Consider the following 19,944-nt stretch of genomic DNA (forward strand, 5'->3'; position numbering starts at 1 on the left):
AGGACAGGTTCTAAGGCGCTTCGAGCCAGCCCTCGTACTCCGCGGCGAAGGCGTCGAGTGCCGAGGCGTCCAGTCGTGCCGACGGGTCCTCCACGACCACCAGCCACTGGGCGTCCTCGGCGTCGTCCTCGCCGGCCAGTGCGTCGCGTACGAGCTGGGGCTCCTCGGCGACCCCGAACCGGTCGGTCAGCTCACCGGCCACCTCCTCCGCGGCATCGCGGTCGGGCAGCACCAGCACATGTCTCACATCGCTCACCGGCCCATTCTCCCGTACGGCGTGGACCGCCCCGCCGACGACGGGAGCCGGACCGCCCGGTGAGCGAGGGAGTCCGGCGAGTGCGGCGAGTGCGGGAGTCCGCGGAGTCCGGGCTGTCAGTGGTGCGTGGGATGCTGGAGGGCGATGGCCACCAGAAGGAATTCCACCGACGATCCGCTCGCACCCCTCACGCTCGCCGTGGGCCAGGAGGATTTGCTCCTCGACCGCGCCGTGCAGCAGGTGGTGGCGGCGGCCCGTGCCTCCGACCCCGACACGGATGTCCGCGACCTCACCTCCGACCAGCTCCAGCCCGGCACCCTCGCCGAGCTGACGAGCCCTTCGCTCTTCGCCGAGCGCAAGGTGGTGATCGTGCGCAACGCGCAGGACCTCTCCGCCGACACGGTCAAGGACGTCAAGGCGTATCTCGGCGATCCGGTCGAGGAGATCACCCTCGTGCTGCTGCACGCGGGCGGCGCCAAGGGCAAGGGCCTGCTGGACGCGGCGCGCAAGGCAGGGGCGCGGGAGGTCGCGTGCCCGAAGACGACCAAGCCGGCCGAGCGGCTGTCGTTCGTACGGTCGGAGTTCCGGGCGCTGGGGCGTTCGGCCACGCCCGAGGCGTGCCAGGCGCTGGTCGATTCCATCGGCAGCGATCTGCGGGAGCTGGCGAGCGCGGTCTCGCAGCTCGTCGCGGATGTCGAGGGCACCATCGACGAGGCGATCGTCGCCCGTTACTACACGGGCCGTGCCGAGGCGTCGAGCTTCACGGTCGCCGACCGCGCGGTGGAGGGGCGGGCGGCGGAGGCGCTGGAGGCGTTGCGCTGGTCGCTGTCGACCGGCGTGGCGCCGGTGCTGATCACGAGTGCGCTGGCGCAGGGCGTACGGGCGATCGGCAAGCTGTCCTCGGCCCGCGGGGGGCGGCCCGCCGACCTCGCCCGTGAGCTGGGCATGCCGCCGTGGAAGATCGACCGGGTGCGGCAGCAGATGCGTGGCTGGACGCCCGACGGGGTGGCCCTGGCCCTGCGGGCGGTCGCGGACGCGGACGCAGGCGTCAAGGGCGGTGGCGACGACCCGGAGTACGCCTTGGAGAAGGCCGTGGTCGCGGTGGCGCGGGCGGCGCGGTCGGGCCGGTAGCCCCGGCGCGGGGCGGGCCGTCCGTCCGGCAGGCGCATGTACGCCGAAGGGGCGAAGCCCCTGGCAGGAGCATGTTCCCCGGACGCCCTGGCAGGCGCATGTACGCCGAAGGGCCGGAGGGCCGAAGCCCTGGCATGCACGTACACCCGAATGCGCCGGCAGGAGCGCGTACGCCGAAGGCCCCGGTTCTCGCTCTGGGGAGAGCGGAGGCCGGGGCCTTCGGTTCAAGCTTGGTGCGCCGCACCCGCGTGGCGAACGCAGGTTCGGTGTGCGGCGCGGGGTGCCGGTCAGGAGCGGGAGAGAGGGCCCGCTGGGTCCGTCCCGGCGATCACATCAGAATGCTCAGCCCTGGAGGGAGGCAACCTTGGAGGCCAGCGCCGACTTCTTGTTGGCGGCGGCGTTCTTGTGGATGACACCCTTCGAGACGGCCTTGTCGAGCGCGCGGGAGGCGTCGCGAGCGGCCGTGGTGGCCTTCTCGACGTCACCGGCGGCGGCAGCCTCACGGGCCTTGCGGATAGCGGTCTTGAGCGAGGACTTGACGGCCTTGTTGCGCAGGCGCGCCTTCTCGTTCGTCTTGTTCCGCTTGATCTGGGACTTGATGTTCGCCACGAAAGAGCCTTTTCAGGTTCGTTGGATCTTCGATGTGCGCCCCACGGCCTGAGAGAGTCGCGAGGCACAGCTGTCAACTGTACCAGCCCCACTCCGACCGGCCCAAACCGGTCTCCGCCCCGCAACCATGGGACGATGGAGGCTACGTATCGATCCGACCGAACCGACATCGACCCGAGACACGGCGTTCGGCGTCTCAAGAATCAGGACCCTGCGTGCCCGCGACTCCTACCAACGTGCCCGAGCCGAGCCGTACCGACCCGGCGCTGATCCGCAACTTCTGCATCATCGCGCACATCGACCACGGCAAGTCGACCCTTGCCGACCGGATGCTCCAGCTGACCGGCGTGGTCGACCAGCGGCAGATGCGCGCTCAGTACCTCGACCGTATGGATATCGAGCGCGAGCGCGGCATCACCATCAAGTCCCAGGCCGTGCGTCTGCCCTGGGCGCCCACCACGGGCGAGGGCCAGGGTCGCACCCATGTCCTCAACATGATCGACACCCCGGGCCACGTGGACTTCACCTACGAGGTCTCCCGCTCGCTCGCCGCCTGCGAGGGCACGGTCCTGCTGGTCGACGCCGCGCAGGGCATCGAGGCCCAGACGCTCGCCAACCTCTACCTGGCGATGGAGAACGACCTCACCATCGTCCCGGTGCTCAACAAGATCGACCTGCCGGCCGCGCAGCCCGAGAAGTTCTCCGAGGAGCTGGCCAACCTCATCGGCTGCCAGCCGGAGGACGTGCTCAAGGTCTCCGCGAAGACCGGCGTGGGCGTGGACGCGCTGCTCGACCGGGTGGTCAGGGACGTCCCGGCCCCGGTCGGCCGGGCGGACGCCCCGGCCCGCGCGATGATCTTCGACTCGGTCTACGACTCGTACCGCGGCGTCGTCACGTACGTCCGTGTCGTCGACGGCCAGCTCAACAAGCGCGAGCGCATCAGGATGATGTCCACCGGCGCCACCCACGAGCTGCTGGAGATCGGGGTCTCCTCCCCGGAGATGACCCCGGCCGACGGCCTCGGCGTGGGCGAGGTCGGCTACATCATCACCGGTGTGAAGGACGTCCGGCAGTCCAAGGTCGGTGACACCATCACCTCCCTGAACAAGGGCGCGACCGAGGCGCTGGGCGGTTACAAGGACCCCAAGCCGATGGTGTTCTCGGGTCTGTACCCGCTGGACGGATCGGACTACCCGGACCTGCGTGAGGCGCTGGACAAGCTCCAGCTCAACGACGCCGCCCTGGTGTACGAGCCGGAGACCTCCGCGGCGCTCGGCTTCGGCTTCCGTGTCGGCTTCCTCGGACTGCTCCACCTCGACGTGATCCGGGAGCGGCTGGAGCGCGAGTTCGGCCTCGAACTCATCGCCACCGCCCCCAACGTGGTCTACCGCGTCGAGATGGAGGACGGCACCGAGCACACCGTCACCAACCCGAGCGAGTTCCCCGAGGGCAAGATCGACAAGGTGCACGAGCCCGTCGTGCGCGCCACGGTCCTGGCCCCCAGCGAGTTCATCGGCGCGATCATGGAGCTCTGCCAGAACCGGCGCGGCACCCTGCTCGGCATGGACTACCTCTCCGAGGACCGGGTCGAGATCCGCTACACCCTGCCGCTCGCGGAGATCGTCTTCGACTTCTTCGACCAGCTGAAGTCCAAGACGCGGGGTTACGCCTCGCTCGACTACGAGCCCACCGGCGAGCAGTCCGCCCACCTCGTCAAGGTCGACATCCTGCTGCACGGCGACAAGGTCGACGCGTTCTCCGCGGTCACGCACAAGGACAAGGCGTACGCGTACGGTGTCCGGCTCGTCGCCAAGCTGCGCGAGCTGATCCCGCGGCAGAACTTCGAGGTGCCGATCCAGGCCGCCATCGGCTCCAGGGTCATCGCCCGCGAGACCGTCCGCGCCATCCGCAAGGACGTCCTCGCCAAGTGCTACGGCGGTGACATCTCCCGTAAGCGGAAGCTGCTGGAGAAGCAGAAGGAAGGCAAGAAGCGGATGAAGATGGTCGGCAACGTGGAGGTGCCGCAGGAGGCCTTCATCGCCGTGCTGTCCACGGACGAGTCGGGCGGGGACAGCAAGGGCAAGAAGTAGCCCGCCCCGGCCGGAGCAGCGACCCGAGGTCCGGCTCCGTCCGCCCCTACCCGGTGGTAGCCCGAACGGGCCCCTGCGTCGCAGCACCCCGCGACACAGGGGCCCGTTTGTTATGAAGCGGCGGCCTGTTGCCTCTTACGCGGTGGACGCGGGCGCTCTACCCTGATCACGGCTTCGTAGTTACTCGCCAGTTAAACAAGCCTCGTGCGGAACAGGCCCCGCAGAACAGCGGAACAGGCCCCGCAGAACAAGCGCCGCAGGATCAAGCACGCAGACACCCGTAGGAACAAGCAGCAATCAGCAGCCGGTCGTGAAGCACCCGCAGGCCCGGAGGACGTCGTGAGCGACACACTGACCTTGATCGAGAACCGACCGCCCTCCGTGGCGAACCTCTTCATCGACCGCGTGGCGGCCACCCCGGACGGGGAGGCCTACCGCTACCCCGTCCCCTCGGCCACCGGTGCGGGACCCGATGAGTGGAAGTCGCTGAGCTGGGCGCAGGCCGCCGAGCGGGTCTACGCCGTCGCGGCAGGGCTCATCGGTCTGGGCGTGCGGCCGGAGGAACGGATCGCGCTCGCCGCCGGTACGCGAGTGGAATGGATCCTCGTCGACCTCGGTGTGATGTGCGCGGGCGCCGCCACGACCACGATCTACCCGTCGACCAACGCCGAGGAGTCGGCGTTCATCCTCTCCGACTCCGAGAGCCGGGTGCTGATCGCCGAGAACGCCGCCCAGCTGGCCAAGGCCCGCGAGCGCCGCGCCGAGCTGCCGGACCTCGCCCATGTCGTGGTCATCGACCCCGAGGACGCCGGACCCGCCGAGGGCGACCCGGAGGGCTGGGTGCTCACCCTCGCCGATCTGGAGGCCCGCGGCACCGCGTACCTGGCGGAGCACCCCGAGGCGATCAAGGAGCGGGTCGCCGCCATCACGGCCGACCAGCTGGCCACCCTCATCTACACCTCGGGCACCACCGGCCGCCCCAAGGGCGTGCGCCTGCCGCACGACAACTGGTCGTACATGGCCAAGGCCACCGTGGCGACCGGCCTCATCACCAAGGACGACGTCCAGTACCTCTGGCTGCCGCTCGCGCACGTCTTCGGCAAGGTCCTCACCTCCGGCCAGATCGAGGTCGGCCACGTCACCGCCGTCGACGGCCGGGTCGACAAGATCATCGAGAATCTGCCGGTGGTCCAGCCGACGTACATGGCCGCCGTGCCCCGTATCTTCGAGAAGGTCTACAACGGCGTCGCCGCCAAGGCGCGGGCCGGCGGCGGGGCCAAGTACAAGATCTTCCAGTGGGCGGCCGGGGTCGCCCGGGAGTACGCGACGGTCTCGCAGGACAACTTCCGGCACACCGGCACGGCCTCCGTACCGTTCGTGCTCGGCGCCAAGCACAAGGTCGCCGACACCCTCGTCTTCGCCAAGATCCGCGAGGCCTTCGGCGGCCGGCTGCGCGCCTGCGTCTCCGGCTCCGCCGCGCTCGCCCCCGACATCGGCCTCTTCTTCGCGGGCGCCGGCATCCACATCCTGGAGGGCTACGGCCTCACCGAGACCAGCGCCGCCTCCTTCGTCAACCCGGGCGAGGCCTACCGCACCGGCACCGTCGGCAAGCCGCTCCCCGGCACCGAGGTACGGATCGCGGACGACGGCGAGATCCTGCTGCGCGGCCCCGGTCTGATGGAGGGCTACCACGGGCAGCCGGAGAAGACCGCCGAAGTGCTGGAGTCGGACGGCTGGTTCCACACCGGCGACATCGGCGAGCTGTCCGTGGACGGCTATCTCCGGATCACCGACCGCAAGAAGGACCTGATCAAGACGTCCGGCGGCAAGTACATCGCCCCGGCGGAGGTCGAGGGACAGTTCAAGGCGGTCTGCCCGTTCGTCTCCAACATCCTGGTGCACGGCGCGGACCGCAACTTCTGCACCGCCCTGATCGCCCTCGACGAGCCGACCATCCTCGGCTGGGCCGCCGAGAACGGCCTGGGCGGGAAGCCGTACGCCGAGGTGGTGGCCTCCCCGCGGGTCGTCGCGCTCATCGAGGGCTATGTGAAGCGGCTCAACGAGGGCCTGCAGCGCTGGCAGACCATCAAGAAGTTCCGGCTGCTGCCCCGCGACCTCGACATCGAGCACGGCGAGCTGACGCCCAGTCTGAAGCTGAAGCGGCCGGTTGTCGAGCGCGAGTACAAGGGCCTCATCGACGACATGTACGCGGGGACCCGCGAGGCCTGAGCAAGGTCCTCGCGGACCGGCCGCACGGTGTGGCTGTTCCTGTTCCTCCCCGCTCATTTTCTCCGCTCACTTCGGCAACTCGCTGCTTATGGGCATGGTCCATCTGTCACTCTGTCGGTGTCGTCAGCGCCGCCCAACGAGAACAGACAGACAGCAACGAGAACAGACAGAGCGAGAACAGGCAGGAGCTGCACCGTGGGGCCCATTCCCTTGCAGCGGGACATCGTTCAGCGTCCCGGTATTCCCGCAGGCCGTGCGGACGCGCGGCCGGTCGCCCATACGTCCCTGCCCGGGAACCTCCTCGCACCCTCCGCCGCCCGCCGGTTCGTCCGGGCCGCGCTCGGCGAGTGGACCGGGCTCGGACTGCCGGCGGCCGTGGGCTTCAGCGAGCGCGTGGCCGAGGACGCGGAGGTGGTCGTCAGCGAGCTGGTCACCAACGCGGTCGTGCACGCCGGGACCAACGTGGAAGTGCTCGCCCGGCTGGAGGAGGCCACCGAGGACGAGGTCGCGGCCCTGGTGCTGGAGGTCTCGGACCACCATCCGGCCCGCGCCGTGCGCAGCGACCGCCCGGAGACCGGAAGCGCTGCCGAAGCGGCGGAGGGCGTCGGGCTCGTCGGCCCCGACGAGCCCGCCGAGTACGGTCGCGGGCTCCAGCTCGTCGGCACCCTCTCCGAGCGCTGGGGCATCACCTATCGCACCGGCCTCAAGACCGTCTGGGCCCGGCTTCCCGTGGACGACTGGAACCCGTTCCCGGAACCGGCGGCCGAGCCCGAATTCCAGCAGGGGCTGCGCGCCGCCGAGCTGCTCGCCCCCACCGCCCGGCGCGCGCTGCGCGACGACGCGGACTGGGCCGGCCGCGGCGCGCTCTCGTTCCTCGCCGAGGCATCCGACCTGCTCGCCGGTCAGCTCGACGAGGACATCGTCGCGGCGCTCTCCGGACAGTTACTGGTGCCCAGACTCGCCGACTGGTGCGCGATCTGGCTGGAGCCCGAGAACGGCGGCCCCTCGGCCGTCCCCCGGCTCGCCAGCGTCTGGCACCGGGACGAGGCCGAGACCGGACAGCTGCGCACCGTGCTGGAGCACGCCCCGATCCGGCTCCCCGAGCGGGTCGGCACCGGGCCCGTCTCCATGCCGTGGCCCGGCGGCGAGGAGGAGGGCGCGGAGGCCGAGGAGCGCGCCGCGTCCGCCCTCGCCTACCGGATCACCTCGGGCGGCCGGACACTCGGCGCCGTACTCCTCGGCCGGGAGGGCCTCGCCCGTGTCCCCGACGAAGTGACCGCGCTCATCGAGGACTTCGTACGCCGGGTCGGCCTCGCCGTCGGCGCGGCCCGCGCCTACACCCGGCAGGCCACCATCAGCCGCATCCTGCAGCGCGCGCTGCTGCCCGGCAAGGTCGCCGACATACCCGGGGTCTCCAGCTCGCTGGTGTACGAACCCAGTGACGACGGAGTCGTCGGCGGCGACTTCTACGACATCTTCCCGTGCCCCGGCGACCGCTGGTGCTTCGTGCTCGGCGATGTGCAGGGCAGCGGGCCCGAGGCCGCCGTCGTCACCGGCCTCGCCCGGCCCTGGCTGCGGCTGCTGGCCCGCGAGGGCTTCGGTGTCGGCGAGGTCCTGGACCGCCTCAACCGGCTGCTCCTCGACGACGCGATGGAGGCCGCCGAGGCGGCGGCGCTCATGGTGGCCGCCGCCGGTGGCCAGCAGACGGCGGACACCGGACAGTCCCGCTTCCTGTCCCTGCTGTACGGGGAGCTCGTACCGCTGCCCGGCGGCGGTGTGCGCTGCACCCTGGCCAGCGCCGGCCACCCGCTGCCGCTGCTGCTGCGGCCCGACGGCGAGGTGCGCCCGGCCGCCGAGCCGCAGATCCTGCTCGGGATCTTCGACGACGTCGCGTACGAGAGCGAGAGCTTCGAGCTGGCGCCCGGCGACAGCCTGCTGTGCGTCACGGACGGAGTGACGGAGCGGCGCTGCGGGCCGCTGATGTTCGACGACGGGGACGGACTGGCCCAGGCGCTGGCCGGCTGCACCGGGCTGTCGGCGGACGGGATCGCGGACCGGATCAAGCGGGCGGTGCACGAATTCGCCGAGCGTCCGCCCGACGACGATCTGGCGCTGCTGGTGCTCCAGGCCGGGTGAGGCCCCGCGTCCGGGGACGGGCGGCCTCCGTGATCACGGCCGTGGCCGGGGGTTCCCCGGCGGCGAGCGACAATGGGCGGTATGCCTTCCGTACTGCCCGATGGTGAACCCGTACCCGACGACGGGGCGCTGCCCCGCCATGCCCTGGAAGGCGCCGACCGGCCGCTCGGCTTCTACCTGCACGTGCCGTACTGCGCGACCCGCTGCGGCTACTGCGACTTCAACACCTACACCGCGACCGAGCTGCGCGGCTCCGGCGGCGCGCTGGCCTCCCGGGACAACTACGCCGAGCATCTGATCGGCGAGGTCCGCCAGGCCCGCAAGGTCCTCGGCGACGATCCGCGTCCGGTCCGCACCGTCTTCGTCGGCGGCGGTACGCCGACGCTGCTGGCCGCCGCGGACCTGGTCCGGATGCTGGGGGCGATCCGTGAAGAGTTCGGGCTCGCGGACGACGCCGAGATCACCACCGAGGCCAACCCGGAGTCCGTCGGTCCGGCGTATCTCGCCGAGCTGCGGGAGGGCGGCTTCAACCGGATCTCGTTCGGGATGCAGAGCGCCCGGCAGCACGTGCTGAAGATCCTGGACCGTACGCATACGCCGGGCCGGCCCGAGGCATGTGTCGCCGAGGCCCGCGAGGCGGGCTTCGAGCACGTCAACCTCGACCTGATCTACGGCACGCCGGGGGAGTCCGACGACGACTGGCGGGCCTCGCTGGACGCGGCGATCGGTGCCGGGCCGGACCATGTGTCGGCGTACGCGCTGATCGTCGAGGAGGGCACCCAGCTGGCCCGGCGGATCCGGCGCGGCGAGATCCCGATGACCGACGACGACGCGCACGCGGACCGGTATCTGATCGCGGACGAGGCGATGGCCGCGGCGGGCTTCTCCTGGTACGAGGTGTCGAACTGGGCCCGTACGCCCGAGGGCCGGTGCCTGCACAACGAGCTGTACTGGCGCGGGGCCGACTGGTGGGGCGCCGGGCCCGGGGCGCACAGCCATGTCGGCGGGGTGCGCTGGTGGAACGTGAAGCACCCGGGCGCGTACGCCCAGGCGCTGGCCGAGGGGCGGTCGCCGGGGGCCGGACGCGAGATCCTCTCCGAGGAGGACCGGCGGGTCGAGCGGATCCTGCTGGAGCTCCGGCTCGCGGACGGCTGTCCCCTCGGCATCCTGGCCACGGCCGGGCTGGCCGCTTCCCGCCGCGCCCTGGCGGACGGCCTCCTGGAGCCCGGCCCGTACGAGCGGGGGCGGGCGGTGCTGACGTTGCGGGGGCGGTTGCTGGCGGACGCGGTGGTGCGGGACCTGGTGGACTGAGGGCCGGGGCCGGGGCCGGGGGCGTGGACCGGCGGGCTACTGCGTCGGCGCCGTCACGAAGTCGATCAGGTGCTCCACCGAACCCAGCAGGGCCGGCTCCAGGTCCCGGTACGAGTGGACCGTGGCCAGGATCCGCTGCCAGGCCGCGCCGGTGTTCTCCGGCCAGCCGAGCGCGCGGCACACGCCCGTCTTCCAGTCCTGGCCGCGCGGGACCACCGGCCAGGCCGTGATGCCCGCGGAGGACGGCTTCACGGCCTCCCACACGTCGATGTAGGGGTGGCCGACCACCAGCACGTTCGCGTCCGAGACCTGAGCGGCGATCCGGGACTCCTTGGAGCCGGGCACCAGGTGGTCGACCAGGACGCCCAGCCTGGCGTCCGGACCGGGGGAGAACTCGCGCACGATGGCGGGGAGGTCGTCGATGCCCTCCAGGTATTCGACGACCACGCCCTCGATCCGCAGGTCGTCGCCCCAGACCCGCTCGACCAGCTCCGCGTCGTGCCGGCCCTCCACATAGATCCGTCCCGCCCGCGCGACCCGGGCGCGCGCCCCGGGGACCGCGACCGAACCCGAGGCCGTACGGGCGGGGCGCACCGGAGCGGCGGCCGAGGGGCGTACGAGCGTGACCACCCGGCCCTCCAGCAGGAAGCCCCGCGGTTCCATCGGGAACACCCGGTGCTTGCCGAAGCGGTCCTCCAGGGTCACCGTCGGACCCTGGGCCGTTTTTTCGCAGCGGATCACCGCACCGCAGAATCCGGTGGCGACCTCCTCCACGACCAGATCGGGTTCGGCGGGGACCTCGGGAACGGGGGCGGACCTCTTCCACGGCGGGGTCAGGTCCGGCTGGTAGCTGCGCATCGGACGACGATAGGACGACTGGGGCCTGTCCGGCGGATCAGGGTCGGACAGGGCGCGGCGGCTGGTGCGGTGCATCGCAAGGCGCCGGAGCGTCTTGACAGCGGAGCCATCCGGACGTTTCGGCAACGCCGCGAGGCGCCGTGCCAGGCGTCGCGCCCCGGGCATGATCCGCCGGGCAGGCCCTGAGCGTCACGACACGCCGAAGCGTACGGCCAGTTGTTCGCGCTGTTCCCGTACGAACGCCGCGTTCACCACCGCCCCGTGCCCCGGCACGTACACCGCGTCCTCGCCGCCCAGCGCCAGCAGCCGGTCCAGCGAGGCCGGCCAGCGGGACGGGAACGCGTCCCGGCCCGCCTGCGGCTCGCCGGACTCCTCGACCAGGTCGCCGCAGAGCACGATCGTGGGGGAGCCGGGGACGACCGCCACGAGGTCGTGGCTGCTGTGTGCGGGGCCCACGTCGGCCAGCAGCACCTCGCGCCCGCCGCCCAGATCGAGCGTCCGCTCGCCGCACACCTGGTGCCGCGGCACCACCAGCGCGCCGACGGCCTCCGCCGCGTCGTGCTCGCCGACTCCGTGGCGCACCGCCGAGCTGTGCAAATCGTCCGCCGCCCGCTCCAGCAGCTCCGCCATGCCGACCGCCCCGTACACCTCGGCGCCGGAGAACGCGGCGGTGCCCAGGACGTGGTCGAAATGGGGATGGCTGAGTGCGATATGCGTCACCCTCCGGCCGAGCAGAGCCTGGGCCTGGGACCGCACCTCGGCACCCTCACGGAGCGTCGATCCGGTGTCGTAGAGGAGCACTCCGTCCGTTCCGACCACCAGTGCGACGGTCGCGTCCCACCCGGGAAGGCGCCGCCGGCCCACTCCGTGACCGAGTCGCTCCCATCCGAACTCTTCCCAAGAGGCATCCATACCGGGACGCTATCGGCAAACGACCTGCACGGTCTCGCGGTAGCGTGGCCGGTCGCCCTTGCTAGGCCCCCACTCGGCCGCCGTACACTGGCCGGGGGGTTGCTGGCACTCGCGTTGACCGAGTGCCAAGCGGATTCCTGGGCACAGGAACAGGAACGACCCGAGAACCACGAGGAAACACAGCTGGAGGTGTGCGCGATGCTCAGCGAACGCAGACTCGAAGTGCTTCGCGCCATCGTCCAGGACTATGTCGGCACGGAGGAGCCCGTCGGCTCCAAGGCGCTCACCGAGCGGCACAAGCTGGGGGTCTCCCCGGCGACCGTCCGCAACGACATGGCGGTGCTGGAGGACGAGGGCTTCATCGCCCAGCCCCACACCAGTGCCGGACGCATCCCGACGGACAAGGGCTACCGGCTCTTCGTCGACAGGCTCGCGGGGGTCAAGCCCCTCTCGTCGCCGGAGCGCCGCGCCATTCACAATTTCCTCGACGGCGCGGTCGACCTCGACGACGTCGTGGGCCGCACCGTACGGCTGCTCGCGCAGCTGACCCGGCAGGTCGCCATCGTGCAGTACCCCTCGCTGACCCGGTCGACGGTGCGGCATGTGGAGCTGCTGTCGCTGGCAGCCGCCCGGCTGATGCTCGTGCTGATCACGGACACCGGCCGGGTCGAACAGCGCATGATCGACTGCCCCGCCCCGTTCGGCGAGACCTCTCTCGCCGATCTGCGGGCCCGGCTCAACAGCCGGGTCGTCGGACGCCGTTTCGCGGACGTCCCGCAGCTGGTGCAGGATCTGCCGGAATCCTTCGAGAGCGAGGACCGGGGAACCGTGTCCACCGTGCTCTCCACCCTGCTCGAAACCCTCGTCGAGGAGACGGAGGAGCGGCTGATGATCGGCGGCACCTCCAACCTCACCCGCTTCGGGCACGACTTCCCTGTGATGATCCGGCCGGTGCTGGAGGCACTGGAGGAGCAGGTCGTGCTGCTGAAGCTGCTCGGCGAGGCCAAGGACTCGGGCATGACCGTACGTATCGGGCACGAGAACGCCCACGAGGGGCTCAACTCCACGTCCGTCGTCGCGGTCGGCTACGGTTCGGGCGACGAGGCAGTCGCCAAACTCGGCGTGGTCGGACCGACCCGCATGGACTACCCCGGAACGATGGGAGCGGTACGCGCAGTGGCACGTTACGTCGGACAGATCCTGGCGGAGTCGTAAGTGGCCACGGACTACTACGCCGTACTCGGCGTACGCCGCGACGCATCCCAGGACGAGATCAAGAAGGCATTCCGTCGGCTCGCCCGCGAGCTGCACCCGGATGTCAACCCCGATCCGAAGACCCAGGAGCGGTTCAAGGAGATCAACGCCGCCTACGAGGTGCTGTCGGACCCGCAGAAGAAGCAGGTCTACGACCTCGGCGGCGACCCGCTGTCCGCCTCCGGCGGCGCGGGCGCGGGCGGATTCGGACAGGGCGGCTTCGGCAACTTCTCCGACATCATGGACGCGTTCTTCGGTACGTCGTCGCAGCGCGGACCCCGTTCGCGCACCCGGCGCGGCCAGGACGCGATGATCCGGCTGGAGATCGATCTCGCCGAGGCCGCGTTCGGCACCACCAAGGACATCCAGGTCGACACGGCCGTCGTCTGTACGACCTGCAGCGGCGAGGGTGCCGCACCCGGCACCTCCGCCCAGACCTGTGACATGTGCCGCGGCCGCGGCGAGGTCTCCCAGGTCACCCGGTCCTTCCTCGGCCAGGTCATGACCTCGCGGCCCTGCCCGCAGTGCCAGGGCTTCGGCACGGTCGTGCCGACCCCGTGCCCGGAGTGCGCCGGCGACGGCCGCATCCGGTCGCGCCGCACGCTCACCGTGAAGATCCCCGCCGGCGTCGACAACGGCACCCGCATCCAGCTCGCGGGCGAGGGAGAGGTCGGCCCCGGCGGCGGCCCGGCCGGCGACCTGTACGTGGAGATCCACGAGCTCTCGCACGCGGTGTTCCAGCGCCGTGGCGACGATCTGCACTGCACGGTCACCATCCCCATGACGGCGGGCGCGCTCGGCACCAAGGTGCCGCTGGAGACGCTCGACGGCCTGGAGGAGGTCGACATCCGGCCGGGCACCCAGTCCGGCCAGTCGGTCCCGCTGCACGGACGCGGCATCACGCACCTGCGGGGCGGCGGGCGCGGCGATCTGATCGTGCACGTCGAGGTGATGACCCCGACGAAGCTGGACCCGGACCAGGAGCGACTGCTGCGGGACCTGGCGAAGCTGCGCGGCGAGGAGCGGCCCACCGGCCAGTTCCAGCCCGGCCAGCAGGGGCTGTTCTCCCGGCTGAAGGACGCCTTCAACGGCCGCTGACCGACCCGGCACACCGTTCCCGGACGCCGGACGGGCCCGCTCGACGGGCCCGTCCGGCGTTTGAGTACAAAGCGGACCCCGTCCCGCACACACCGGGCCGCGCGGGACGTGACACGATGCGGTCATGTCATCCGCGTTGACCGATCTCTGCCGGTATCCGATCGTGCAGGCCCCGATGGCGGGGGGCACGTCCTCCCCGCAGCTCGTCGCCGCCGTCTCTGAGGCGGGCGGGCTCGGTTTTCTCGCCGCCGGGTACAAGACGGCGGACGGCATGTACAACGAGATCAAACAGCTGCGAGGGCTGACCGGTCAGCCCTTCGGCGTCAATCTCTTCATGCCGCAGCCGGCGCTCGCCGACCCGAGCGCCGTCGAGGTGTACCGGCACCAGCTCGCGGGCGAGGCCGCCTGGTACGAGACCCCGCTCGGCGACCCGGACGCCAGCGGCGGCGACGACAACTACGACGCCAAACTGGCGATCCTCCTGGAGGACCCGGTCCCGGCCGTCTCGTTCACCTTCGGCTGCCCGACCCGCGACACCCTCGACGCGTTCGCCGGCGTCGGCACGTACACCGTCGTGACGGTCACCACGCCCGAGGAGGCCCAGACCGCCCAGTGGGCGGGCGCCGACGCGGTCTGCGTCCAGGGCATCGAGGCGGGCGGCCACCAGTCCACCCACCGCGACGACCCACAGGCCGACGGCGCCGGGATCGGGCTGCTCTCGCTGGTGTCCCAGGTCCGCGAGACCGTCCAGATACCGATCGTCGCCACGGGCGGGCTGATGCGCGGGTCCCAGATCGCCGCGGTGCTCGCCGCGGGCGCGGAGGCGGCGCAGCTCGGTACGGCGTTCCTCGTCTGCCCCGAGTCCGGGGCGAGTCCGCTGCACAAGCAGGCGCTGACCAACCCGCTGTTCGTACGGACCGCCCTGACCCGGGCGTTCTCCGGCCGCCCGGCCCGCGGCCTGGTCAACCGGTTCATGCGCGAGCACGGCCCGTACGCCCCCGCGGCCTACCCGCAGGTCCACTATCTGACCGCCGGACTGCGCAAGGCGGCGGCGAAGGCCGGGGACGCGCAGGGCATGGCCCTGTGGGCGGGCCAGGGGCACCGGATGGCACGCGAGCTGCCGGCCGGCCGGCTGGTCCGGCTGCTCGCCGAAGAACTGGATGCCGCACGGACGGCAGTGAGCACAGGGAGTACGCAGTGACCGCACCGGTCTTCGTCGTCGAACAGGTCCCCGGCGGGCCCGAGTTCGTCCTGGAGGGGCCCGAGGGCCGGCACGCCGTGTCGGTGAAGCGGCTGCGCGCCGGTGAGGACGTCGTGCTCACCGACGGGCGCGGCCACTGGACGGAAGGCATCGTCCTGGCCGCCGAGGGCAAGGACCGGCTCGTCGTCACCGATCTGACCGGGATCCGGGAGGAGCCCCGGCCCGCTCCCCGCATCACCGTCGTCCAGGCCCTGCCCAAGGGCGACCGCGGCGAGGTCGCCGTGGAGACGATGACGGAGACCGGTGTCGACGCGGTCGTGCCCTGGCAGGCAGCGCGCTGCATCACGCAGTGGAAGGGCGACCGCGGCCTCAAGTCCCTGGCGAAGTGGCGCAACACCGCCCGGGAGGCGGGCAAGCAGTCCCGGCGGGTGCGCTTCCCCGATGTGGCCGACGTGATGACGACCAAACAGGTCGCCGCGCTCGTCGCCACGGCGGACTTCGCCGCCGTCCTGCACGAGGACCGGGGGCACAACAGTGAGCCGCTGGCCACCGTCCGGCTCCCCGCCGAGGGCGAGATCGTGCTGGTCGTCGGCCCCGAGGGCGGTGTGTCGCCGGACGAGCTGGCGGTCTTCGCCGCGGCGGGTGCCCGGACCTGCCGGCTCGGGGCGAGCGTCCTGCGCACCTCGACGGCGGGCACGGCGGCGACGGCACTGCTGCTGGGGCGCACCGGCCGCTGGTCGTGAGCCCCGTCGTGAGCCCGCTACGCGCCCCGTCGCACGCGCCGGAGCCGCCCGCGGTTTTGGCCGCAAGCCGTCTACCGCTGCACGGGCGAACGGTGGGAAGCTGCCCGTATGGGGACATCAAGGGCATGGGGTCAGGGAAGAGATCGGCGCTTTCTGGCCGTGTCCGCACTCGTGGTCGCGGCGGTCGCGGGTGCCGTCGCCTGTGAGCCCGCCAGCGGGCTGAACTCCGCATCCATCGCCGTGACCACCGACCGGGTCGGCACCGGCGCACTGGAGCGCAACGGGGTCGACGTGCAATGGCTGAACTGCACCGCCGGAGTCGACGGGGACCGGACCGTGGGCGCGTCGCCCGCCGCGTCCGCACGCCGGATCGCGGACGTCGACTGCACCGGCAAGTCCGCGAAGGGCGAGGCCATCACCCTCACCGGCAAGGTCACCCAGGAGCTCGGCGGGCGGTGCGTGCGGGGGGACCTGACCGCGAAGACCGGCGGGAAGGCCGTCTTCCGGGCGGATGTGCTCGGCAACTGCGACGCCGTCCCCTCGACCGCCGGGTGGAATCCACCGCCGCCGGCCGGCGGCGGTTCCGGCGTCCGGCCGGCGGTCACCGTCACGGTGACGGTGACCGAAACGCCCATGAGCAAGTGAGTCGGTCCGGCGCGCGGCGGCCCGTCGGACTCCGGCCAACCCGGTTACGCACAGCATGGTCGCGGCCTAGGGTGATCGATGTGACGCAGCCTGCCTACCTCCGATACCCCCATGTCCAGGGCGATTCGATCGCCTTCACCGCCGAGGACGATGTCTGGCTGGCGCCGCTGGACGGCGGCCGAGCCTGGCGCGTCAGTGCCGACAACCGGCCTGTCACCCATCCACGGATATCGCCCGACGGAACCCGGGTCGCCTGGACGTCCACCCGGGACGGGGCACCCGAGGTACACATCGCGCCTGCCGACGGCGGCCCCTCCCGGCGGCTCACCTACTGGGGCGACGCGCGGACCGCCGTCCACGGCTGGACGCCCGGGGGCGAGGTGCTGGCCATCAGCGCCCAGGGGCAGGCATCGCTCCGGCGCACCTGGGCCAGGGCCGTCCCGGTCGACGGCGGACCCGCACGGACCCTGCCGTACGGGCCGGTCGGTTCCGTCGCGTACGGGCCCGGCGGCCGGGTCCTGCTGCTCGCGGTCACCATGGGGCGCGAGGCCGCCGCCTGGAAGCGCTACCGGGGCGGCACCGCAGGCAAGTTGTGGATCGAGCAGGAGTCCCCGGCGGACGGTCCGGCGGAGTTCGTACGGCTCCACGCGGAGCTCGACGGGAACATCGAGTGCCCGATGTGGGTGGGGGAGCGCGTCGCCTTCCTCTCCGACCACGAAGGCGTCGGCGCGGTCTACTCCTCGCTCCCCGACGGCTCCGACCTGCGCCGTCATACCGGCATCGAGGGCTTCTACGCCCGCCACGCGACCACCGACGGCAGCCGCGTCGCCTACGCGTCGGCCGGTGAACTCTGGCTGCTGGACGACCTCGAAGGCGACGGACCCCGCCGCCTCGACATCCGGCTCGGCGGTCAGCGCACCGACCTCCAGCCGCACTCCGTGCACGCCGGCAGCCACCTCGACTGCGCGTCCCCGGACCGCACGGGCCGCGGCAGCGCCGTCGGGACGCGCGGCGCCGTCCACTGGGTCACCCACCGCGAGGGCCCGGCCCGCGCGCTCGCCGTCGAACCGGGGGTACGGGCCAGACTGCCCCGTACCTTCCAGGCCGACGGCGACCAGCACGTCGTCTGGGTCACCGACGCCGAGGGCGACGACGCCCTGGAGTGCGCACCCGCCACCGGCACCGCCCCCGGCGCCGTACCGCGCCGCCTCGCCGCGGGTCGGATCGGCAGGGTCCTCGACCTCGCCCCGGCCCCCGACGGCAGCCGGTTCGCCGTCGCCGCGCACGACGGGCGGGTCCTGATCGTCGAGCGGGAGAGCGGCGAGGTCCACGAGGTGGACCGCAGCGAGCACGGCGACGCCTCCGGCCTCGTCTTCTCGCCCGACTCCTCCTGGCTCGCCTGGTCCCACCCCGGGCCCGAGCCGCTCAGCCAGCTCAAGCTCGCGCACCTCGCCGATCTGTCGGTCGCCGAGGCCACCCCGCTGCGCTTCCGGGACTTCGCCCCCGCGTTCACCGGCGACGGCAAGCACCTCGCGTTCCTCTCCGAGCGGTCCTTCGACCCGGTCTACGACGCCCATGTCTTCGACCTGGCGTTCATCGGCACCTGCCGCCCGCATCTGCTGACGCTCGCCGCCGCCACGCCCTCCCCGTTCGGGCCGCAGCGCCACGGCCGCCCGACCGAGAAGGAGAAGAGCGGCGGCGAGGGCGATCAGGACAACCCGACCGCGCTGCCCGTCACCCGGATCGACCTCGAAGGGCTCGCCGACCGGATCCTGCCGCTGCCCGTCGAGGCCGCCAGCTACTCCACGCTGCGCGCCGCGAAGGACGGGCTGCTGTGGCTGAGCCACCCGGTGGCCGGGGTGCTCGGGACGAGCGGCGCCACGCCCGACTCCGGGCGGCCCGAGACCGTCCTGGAGCGGTACGACCTGGAGAAGCTGCACTGCGAGGAACTCGCCTCGGACGTCAGGGGCTTCGCGGTCAGCGGCGACGGCAGGCGGGTCGTCCTGCACACCCGGGGCAAGCTGCGCGTCGTACCGTCCGACAGCCGGGCCCCGGCCGACGACGACCACGACGGCGACAGCGTCACCGTCGACCTCTCCCGGATCCGGCGGACCCTCGAACCGGCCGCCGAATGGCGCCAGATGTACGACGAGGCCGGGCGCATCATGCGGGACAACTTCTGGCGCCCCGACATGGGCGGCCTCGACTGGGACGGGGTCCTGGACCGCTACCGCCCGGTGCTGGACCGGGTCGCCACCCACGACGACCTGATGGACCTGCTGTGGGAGGTGCAGGGGGAGCTCGGCACCTCGCACGCCTATGTGAACCCGCCCGGCGGATGGCGGGACGACTCGGCCCGGCAGGGACTGCTCGGTGCGGACATCTCCCGTACCGAAGAGGGCAGTTGGCGCATCGACCGGATCCTGCCGTCCGAGACCTCCGACCCGGAGGCCCACTCGCCGCTCGCCGCGCCCGGGGTGGCGGTACGCGCCGGGGACGCGATCCTCGCCGTCGACGGCAGCCCGGTCGACCCGGTGACCGGGCCCGGACCGCTGCTCACCGGATCGGCGGGCAAACCGGTCGAGCTGACCATCTCACCGGTGGACGGCGGCGACCCCCGCCATGTCGTCGTCGTACCGGTCGCCGACGAGGAGGCGCTGCGCTACCACGCGTGGGTCGCCGACCGGCGGGCCCATGTGCACGAGCGGTCCGGCGGACGCCTCGGCTACCTCCACGTCCCCGACATGGTCGGCTCGGGCTGGGCCCAGCTCCACCGCGACCTGCGGATCGAAGTGGCCCGCGAGGGGCTGGTCGTGGACGTCCGGGAGAACCGCGGCGGCCACACCTCGCAGCTGATCGTGGAGAAGCTCGCCCGCCGTGTCGTCGGCTGGGACATGCCGCGCGGCATGCAGCCGTTCAGCTACCCGCAGGACGCGCCGCGCGGCCCCGTGGTCGCCGTGGCCAACGAGTTCTCCGGCTCGGACGGCGACGTCGTGAACGCCGCGATCAAGGCGCTGCGCATCGGGCCGGTCGTCGGTACCCGTACCTGGGGCGGCGTGGTCGGCATCGACAGCCGGTACCGGCTGGTGGACGGGACGTCGGTCACCCAGCCCAAGTTCGCGTTCTGGTTCGAGGGTTACGGCTGGGGCGTGGAGAACCACGGGGTCGATCCCGATGTCGAGGTCGTGATGACACCGCAGGACCATGTGGCGGGGCGGGATCCGCAGTTGGACGAGGCGATCCGGATCGCGCTGGATTCGTTGGCGCAGACGCCGGCCATGCGGGCGCCGGAGTTGCCGGAGCTGCCGGAGGCGTAGGAGGAGTGGGGCGGGGCGCGGGCAGGAAGTGCGGTGCGCCTGCGGCGGGCTCGTTCCCCTGCCCGCCCCTTCCCGTGTCCGGGGGCTCCGCCCCCGGACCCCCGCTCCTCAGTCGCCGGAGGGGCCGAACGGTGCTCCGGGCAGGGGGCAAGGC

General features: G+C 72.0%; 15 protein-coding genes. 11 read left to right on the plus strand and 4 right to left on the minus strand.

The genetic code is table 11. The annotated features are described in order from the left end of the window. Positions 1 to 10 precede the first annotated feature (10 nt). Entirely contained in the window at positions 11 to 256 is a 246-nt protein-coding gene (locus tag ACFV8T_RS04880) for a hypothetical protein (RefSeq protein WP_385324572.1), read from the minus strand. 144 nt (positions 257 to 400) lie between these two features. On the opposite strand from ACFV8T_RS04880, the gene holA reads away from it, so the two are divergent. Beyond that, entirely contained in the window at positions 401 to 1,387 is a 987-nt protein-coding gene (holA, locus tag ACFV8T_RS04885; RefSeq protein ID WP_385324575.1) for a DNA polymerase III subunit delta, read from the plus strand. Positions 1,388 to 1,729: 342 nt separating this feature from the next. Here holA and rpsT read toward each other — a convergent pair whose 3' ends face one another. Beyond that, positions 1,730 to 1,996: a 30S ribosomal protein S20 gene (gene rpsT / locus ACFV8T_RS04890; RefSeq protein WP_124717766.1), complete on the minus strand. Its 267-nt coding sequence runs from the start codon at positions 1,994 to 1,996 to the stop codon at positions 1,730 to 1,732. Between the two features lie 215 nt (positions 1,997 to 2,211). On the opposite strand from rpsT, the gene lepA reads away from it, so the two are divergent. The 4 genes from lepA (at position 2,212) to hemW (ending at position 9,762) form a co-directional block, all read left to right on the plus strand. Next, positions 2,212 to 4,086, plus strand: coding sequence for a translation elongation factor 4 (gene lepA / locus ACFV8T_RS04895; RefSeq protein WP_385324579.1), 1,875 nt, complete (start codon positions 2,212 to 2,214; stop codon positions 4,084 to 4,086). A gap of 339 nt (positions 4,087 to 4,425) precedes the next feature. Continuing rightward, on the plus strand, positions 4,426 to 6,315 hold the full coding sequence (locus tag ACFV8T_RS04900) for an AMP-dependent synthetase/ligase (RefSeq protein WP_385324582.1): 1,890 nt from the start codon (positions 4,426 to 4,428) through the stop codon (positions 6,313 to 6,315). Positions 6,316 to 6,525: 210 nt separating this feature from the next. After that, positions 6,526 to 8,451 carry a SpoIIE family protein phosphatase gene (locus ACFV8T_RS04905; protein ID WP_385324787.1) on the plus strand — a complete coding sequence of 642 codons (1,926 nt, stop codon included), beginning with the start codon at positions 6,526 to 6,528 and terminating at the stop codon, positions 8,449 to 8,451. A 72-nt stretch (positions 8,452 to 8,523) separates the two neighbouring features. After that, complete coding sequence (gene hemW, locus ACFV8T_RS04910) at positions 8,524 to 9,762, plus strand: radical SAM family heme chaperone HemW (protein ID WP_385324584.1); 1,239 nt, start codon at positions 8,524 to 8,526, stop codon at positions 9,760 to 9,762. A gap of 36 nt (positions 9,763 to 9,798) precedes the next feature. Here hemW and ACFV8T_RS04915 read toward each other — a convergent pair whose 3' ends face one another. Next, the gene (locus ACFV8T_RS04915) at positions 9,799 to 10,620 is read right to left on the minus strand and encodes a DUF3097 domain-containing protein (RefSeq protein WP_385324586.1); all 822 of its coding nucleotides are present in this window, start codon (positions 10,618 to 10,620) and stop codon (positions 9,799 to 9,801) included. A gap of 189 nt (positions 10,621 to 10,809) precedes the next feature. Beyond that, positions 10,810 to 11,532: an MBL fold metallo-hydrolase gene (locus ACFV8T_RS04920; RefSeq protein ID WP_385324589.1), complete on the minus strand. Its 723-nt coding sequence runs from the start codon at positions 11,530 to 11,532 to the stop codon at positions 10,810 to 10,812. A gap of 198 nt (positions 11,533 to 11,730) precedes the next feature. Here ACFV8T_RS04920 and hrcA point away from each other — a divergent pair, with 198 nt between their 5' ends. From hrcA to ACFV8T_RS04950, 6 genes are all read left to right on the plus strand, one after another. Next, positions 11,731 to 12,747 (plus strand): heat-inducible transcriptional repressor HrcA, encoded by a 1,017-nt coding sequence (gene hrcA, locus ACFV8T_RS04925; RefSeq protein WP_266419393.1) that lies wholly within the window; start codon positions 11,731 to 11,733, stop codon positions 12,745 to 12,747. Next, positions 12,748 to 13,884, plus strand: coding sequence for a molecular chaperone DnaJ (gene dnaJ / locus ACFV8T_RS04930; protein ID WP_385324592.1), 1,137 nt, complete (start codon positions 12,748 to 12,750; stop codon positions 13,882 to 13,884). It begins immediately after the preceding gene. 124 nt (positions 13,885 to 14,008) lie between these two features. After that, entirely contained in the window at positions 14,009 to 15,085 is a 1,077-nt protein-coding gene (locus ACFV8T_RS04935) for a nitronate monooxygenase (protein WP_385324594.1), read from the plus strand. Beyond that, the gene (locus tag ACFV8T_RS04940) at positions 15,082 to 15,828 is read left to right on the plus strand and encodes a 16S rRNA (uracil(1498)-N(3))-methyltransferase (protein WP_385324596.1); all 747 of its coding nucleotides are present in this window, start codon (positions 15,082 to 15,084) and stop codon (positions 15,826 to 15,828) included. Before ACFV8T_RS04935 ends, ACFV8T_RS04940 begins: the two co-directional genes overlap by 4 nt. A gap of 159 nt (positions 15,829 to 15,987) precedes the next feature. Further along, positions 15,988 to 16,473 (plus strand): hypothetical protein, encoded by a 486-nt coding sequence (locus ACFV8T_RS04945; protein WP_385324599.1) that lies wholly within the window; start codon positions 15,988 to 15,990, stop codon positions 16,471 to 16,473. Between the two features lie 80 nt (positions 16,474 to 16,553). Continuing rightward, complete coding sequence (locus ACFV8T_RS04950; RefSeq protein ID WP_385324601.1) at positions 16,554 to 19,790, plus strand: S41 family peptidase; 3,237 nt, start codon at positions 16,554 to 16,556, stop codon at positions 19,788 to 19,790. Positions 19,791 to 19,944 lie beyond the last annotated feature (154 nt).

Source organism: Streptomyces sp. NPDC059832 (assembly GCF_042731715.1).
GTDB lineage: Bacteria > Actinomycetota > Actinomycetes > Streptomycetales > Streptomycetaceae > Streptomyces.

What these genes read in the sequence shown, in the direction of transcription:
- ACFV8T_RS04915 (WP_385324586.1), bottom strand. Translation starts at nt 10,620, where the DNA reads ATGCGCAGCTACCAGCCGGACCTGACCCCGCCGTGGAAGAGGTCCGCC.
- ACFV8T_RS04935 (WP_385324594.1), top strand. Translation starts at nt 14,009, where the DNA reads ATGTCATCCGCGTTGACCGATCTCTGCCGGTATCCGATCGTGCAGGCC.
- holA (WP_385324575.1), top strand. Translation starts at nt 401, where the DNA reads ATGGCCACCAGAAGGAATTCCACCGACGATCCGCTCGCACCCCTCACG.
- hemW (WP_385324584.1), top strand. Translation starts at nt 8,524, where the DNA reads ATGGGCGGTATGCCTTCCGTACTGCCCGATGGTGAACCCGTACCCGAC.
- hrcA (WP_266419393.1), top strand. Translation starts at nt 11,731, where the DNA reads ATGCTCAGCGAACGCAGACTCGAAGTGCTTCGCGCCATCGTCCAGGAC.
- ACFV8T_RS04920 (WP_385324589.1), bottom strand. Translation starts at nt 11,532, where the DNA reads ATGGATGCCTCTTGGGAAGAGTTCGGATGGGAGCGACTCGGTCACGGA.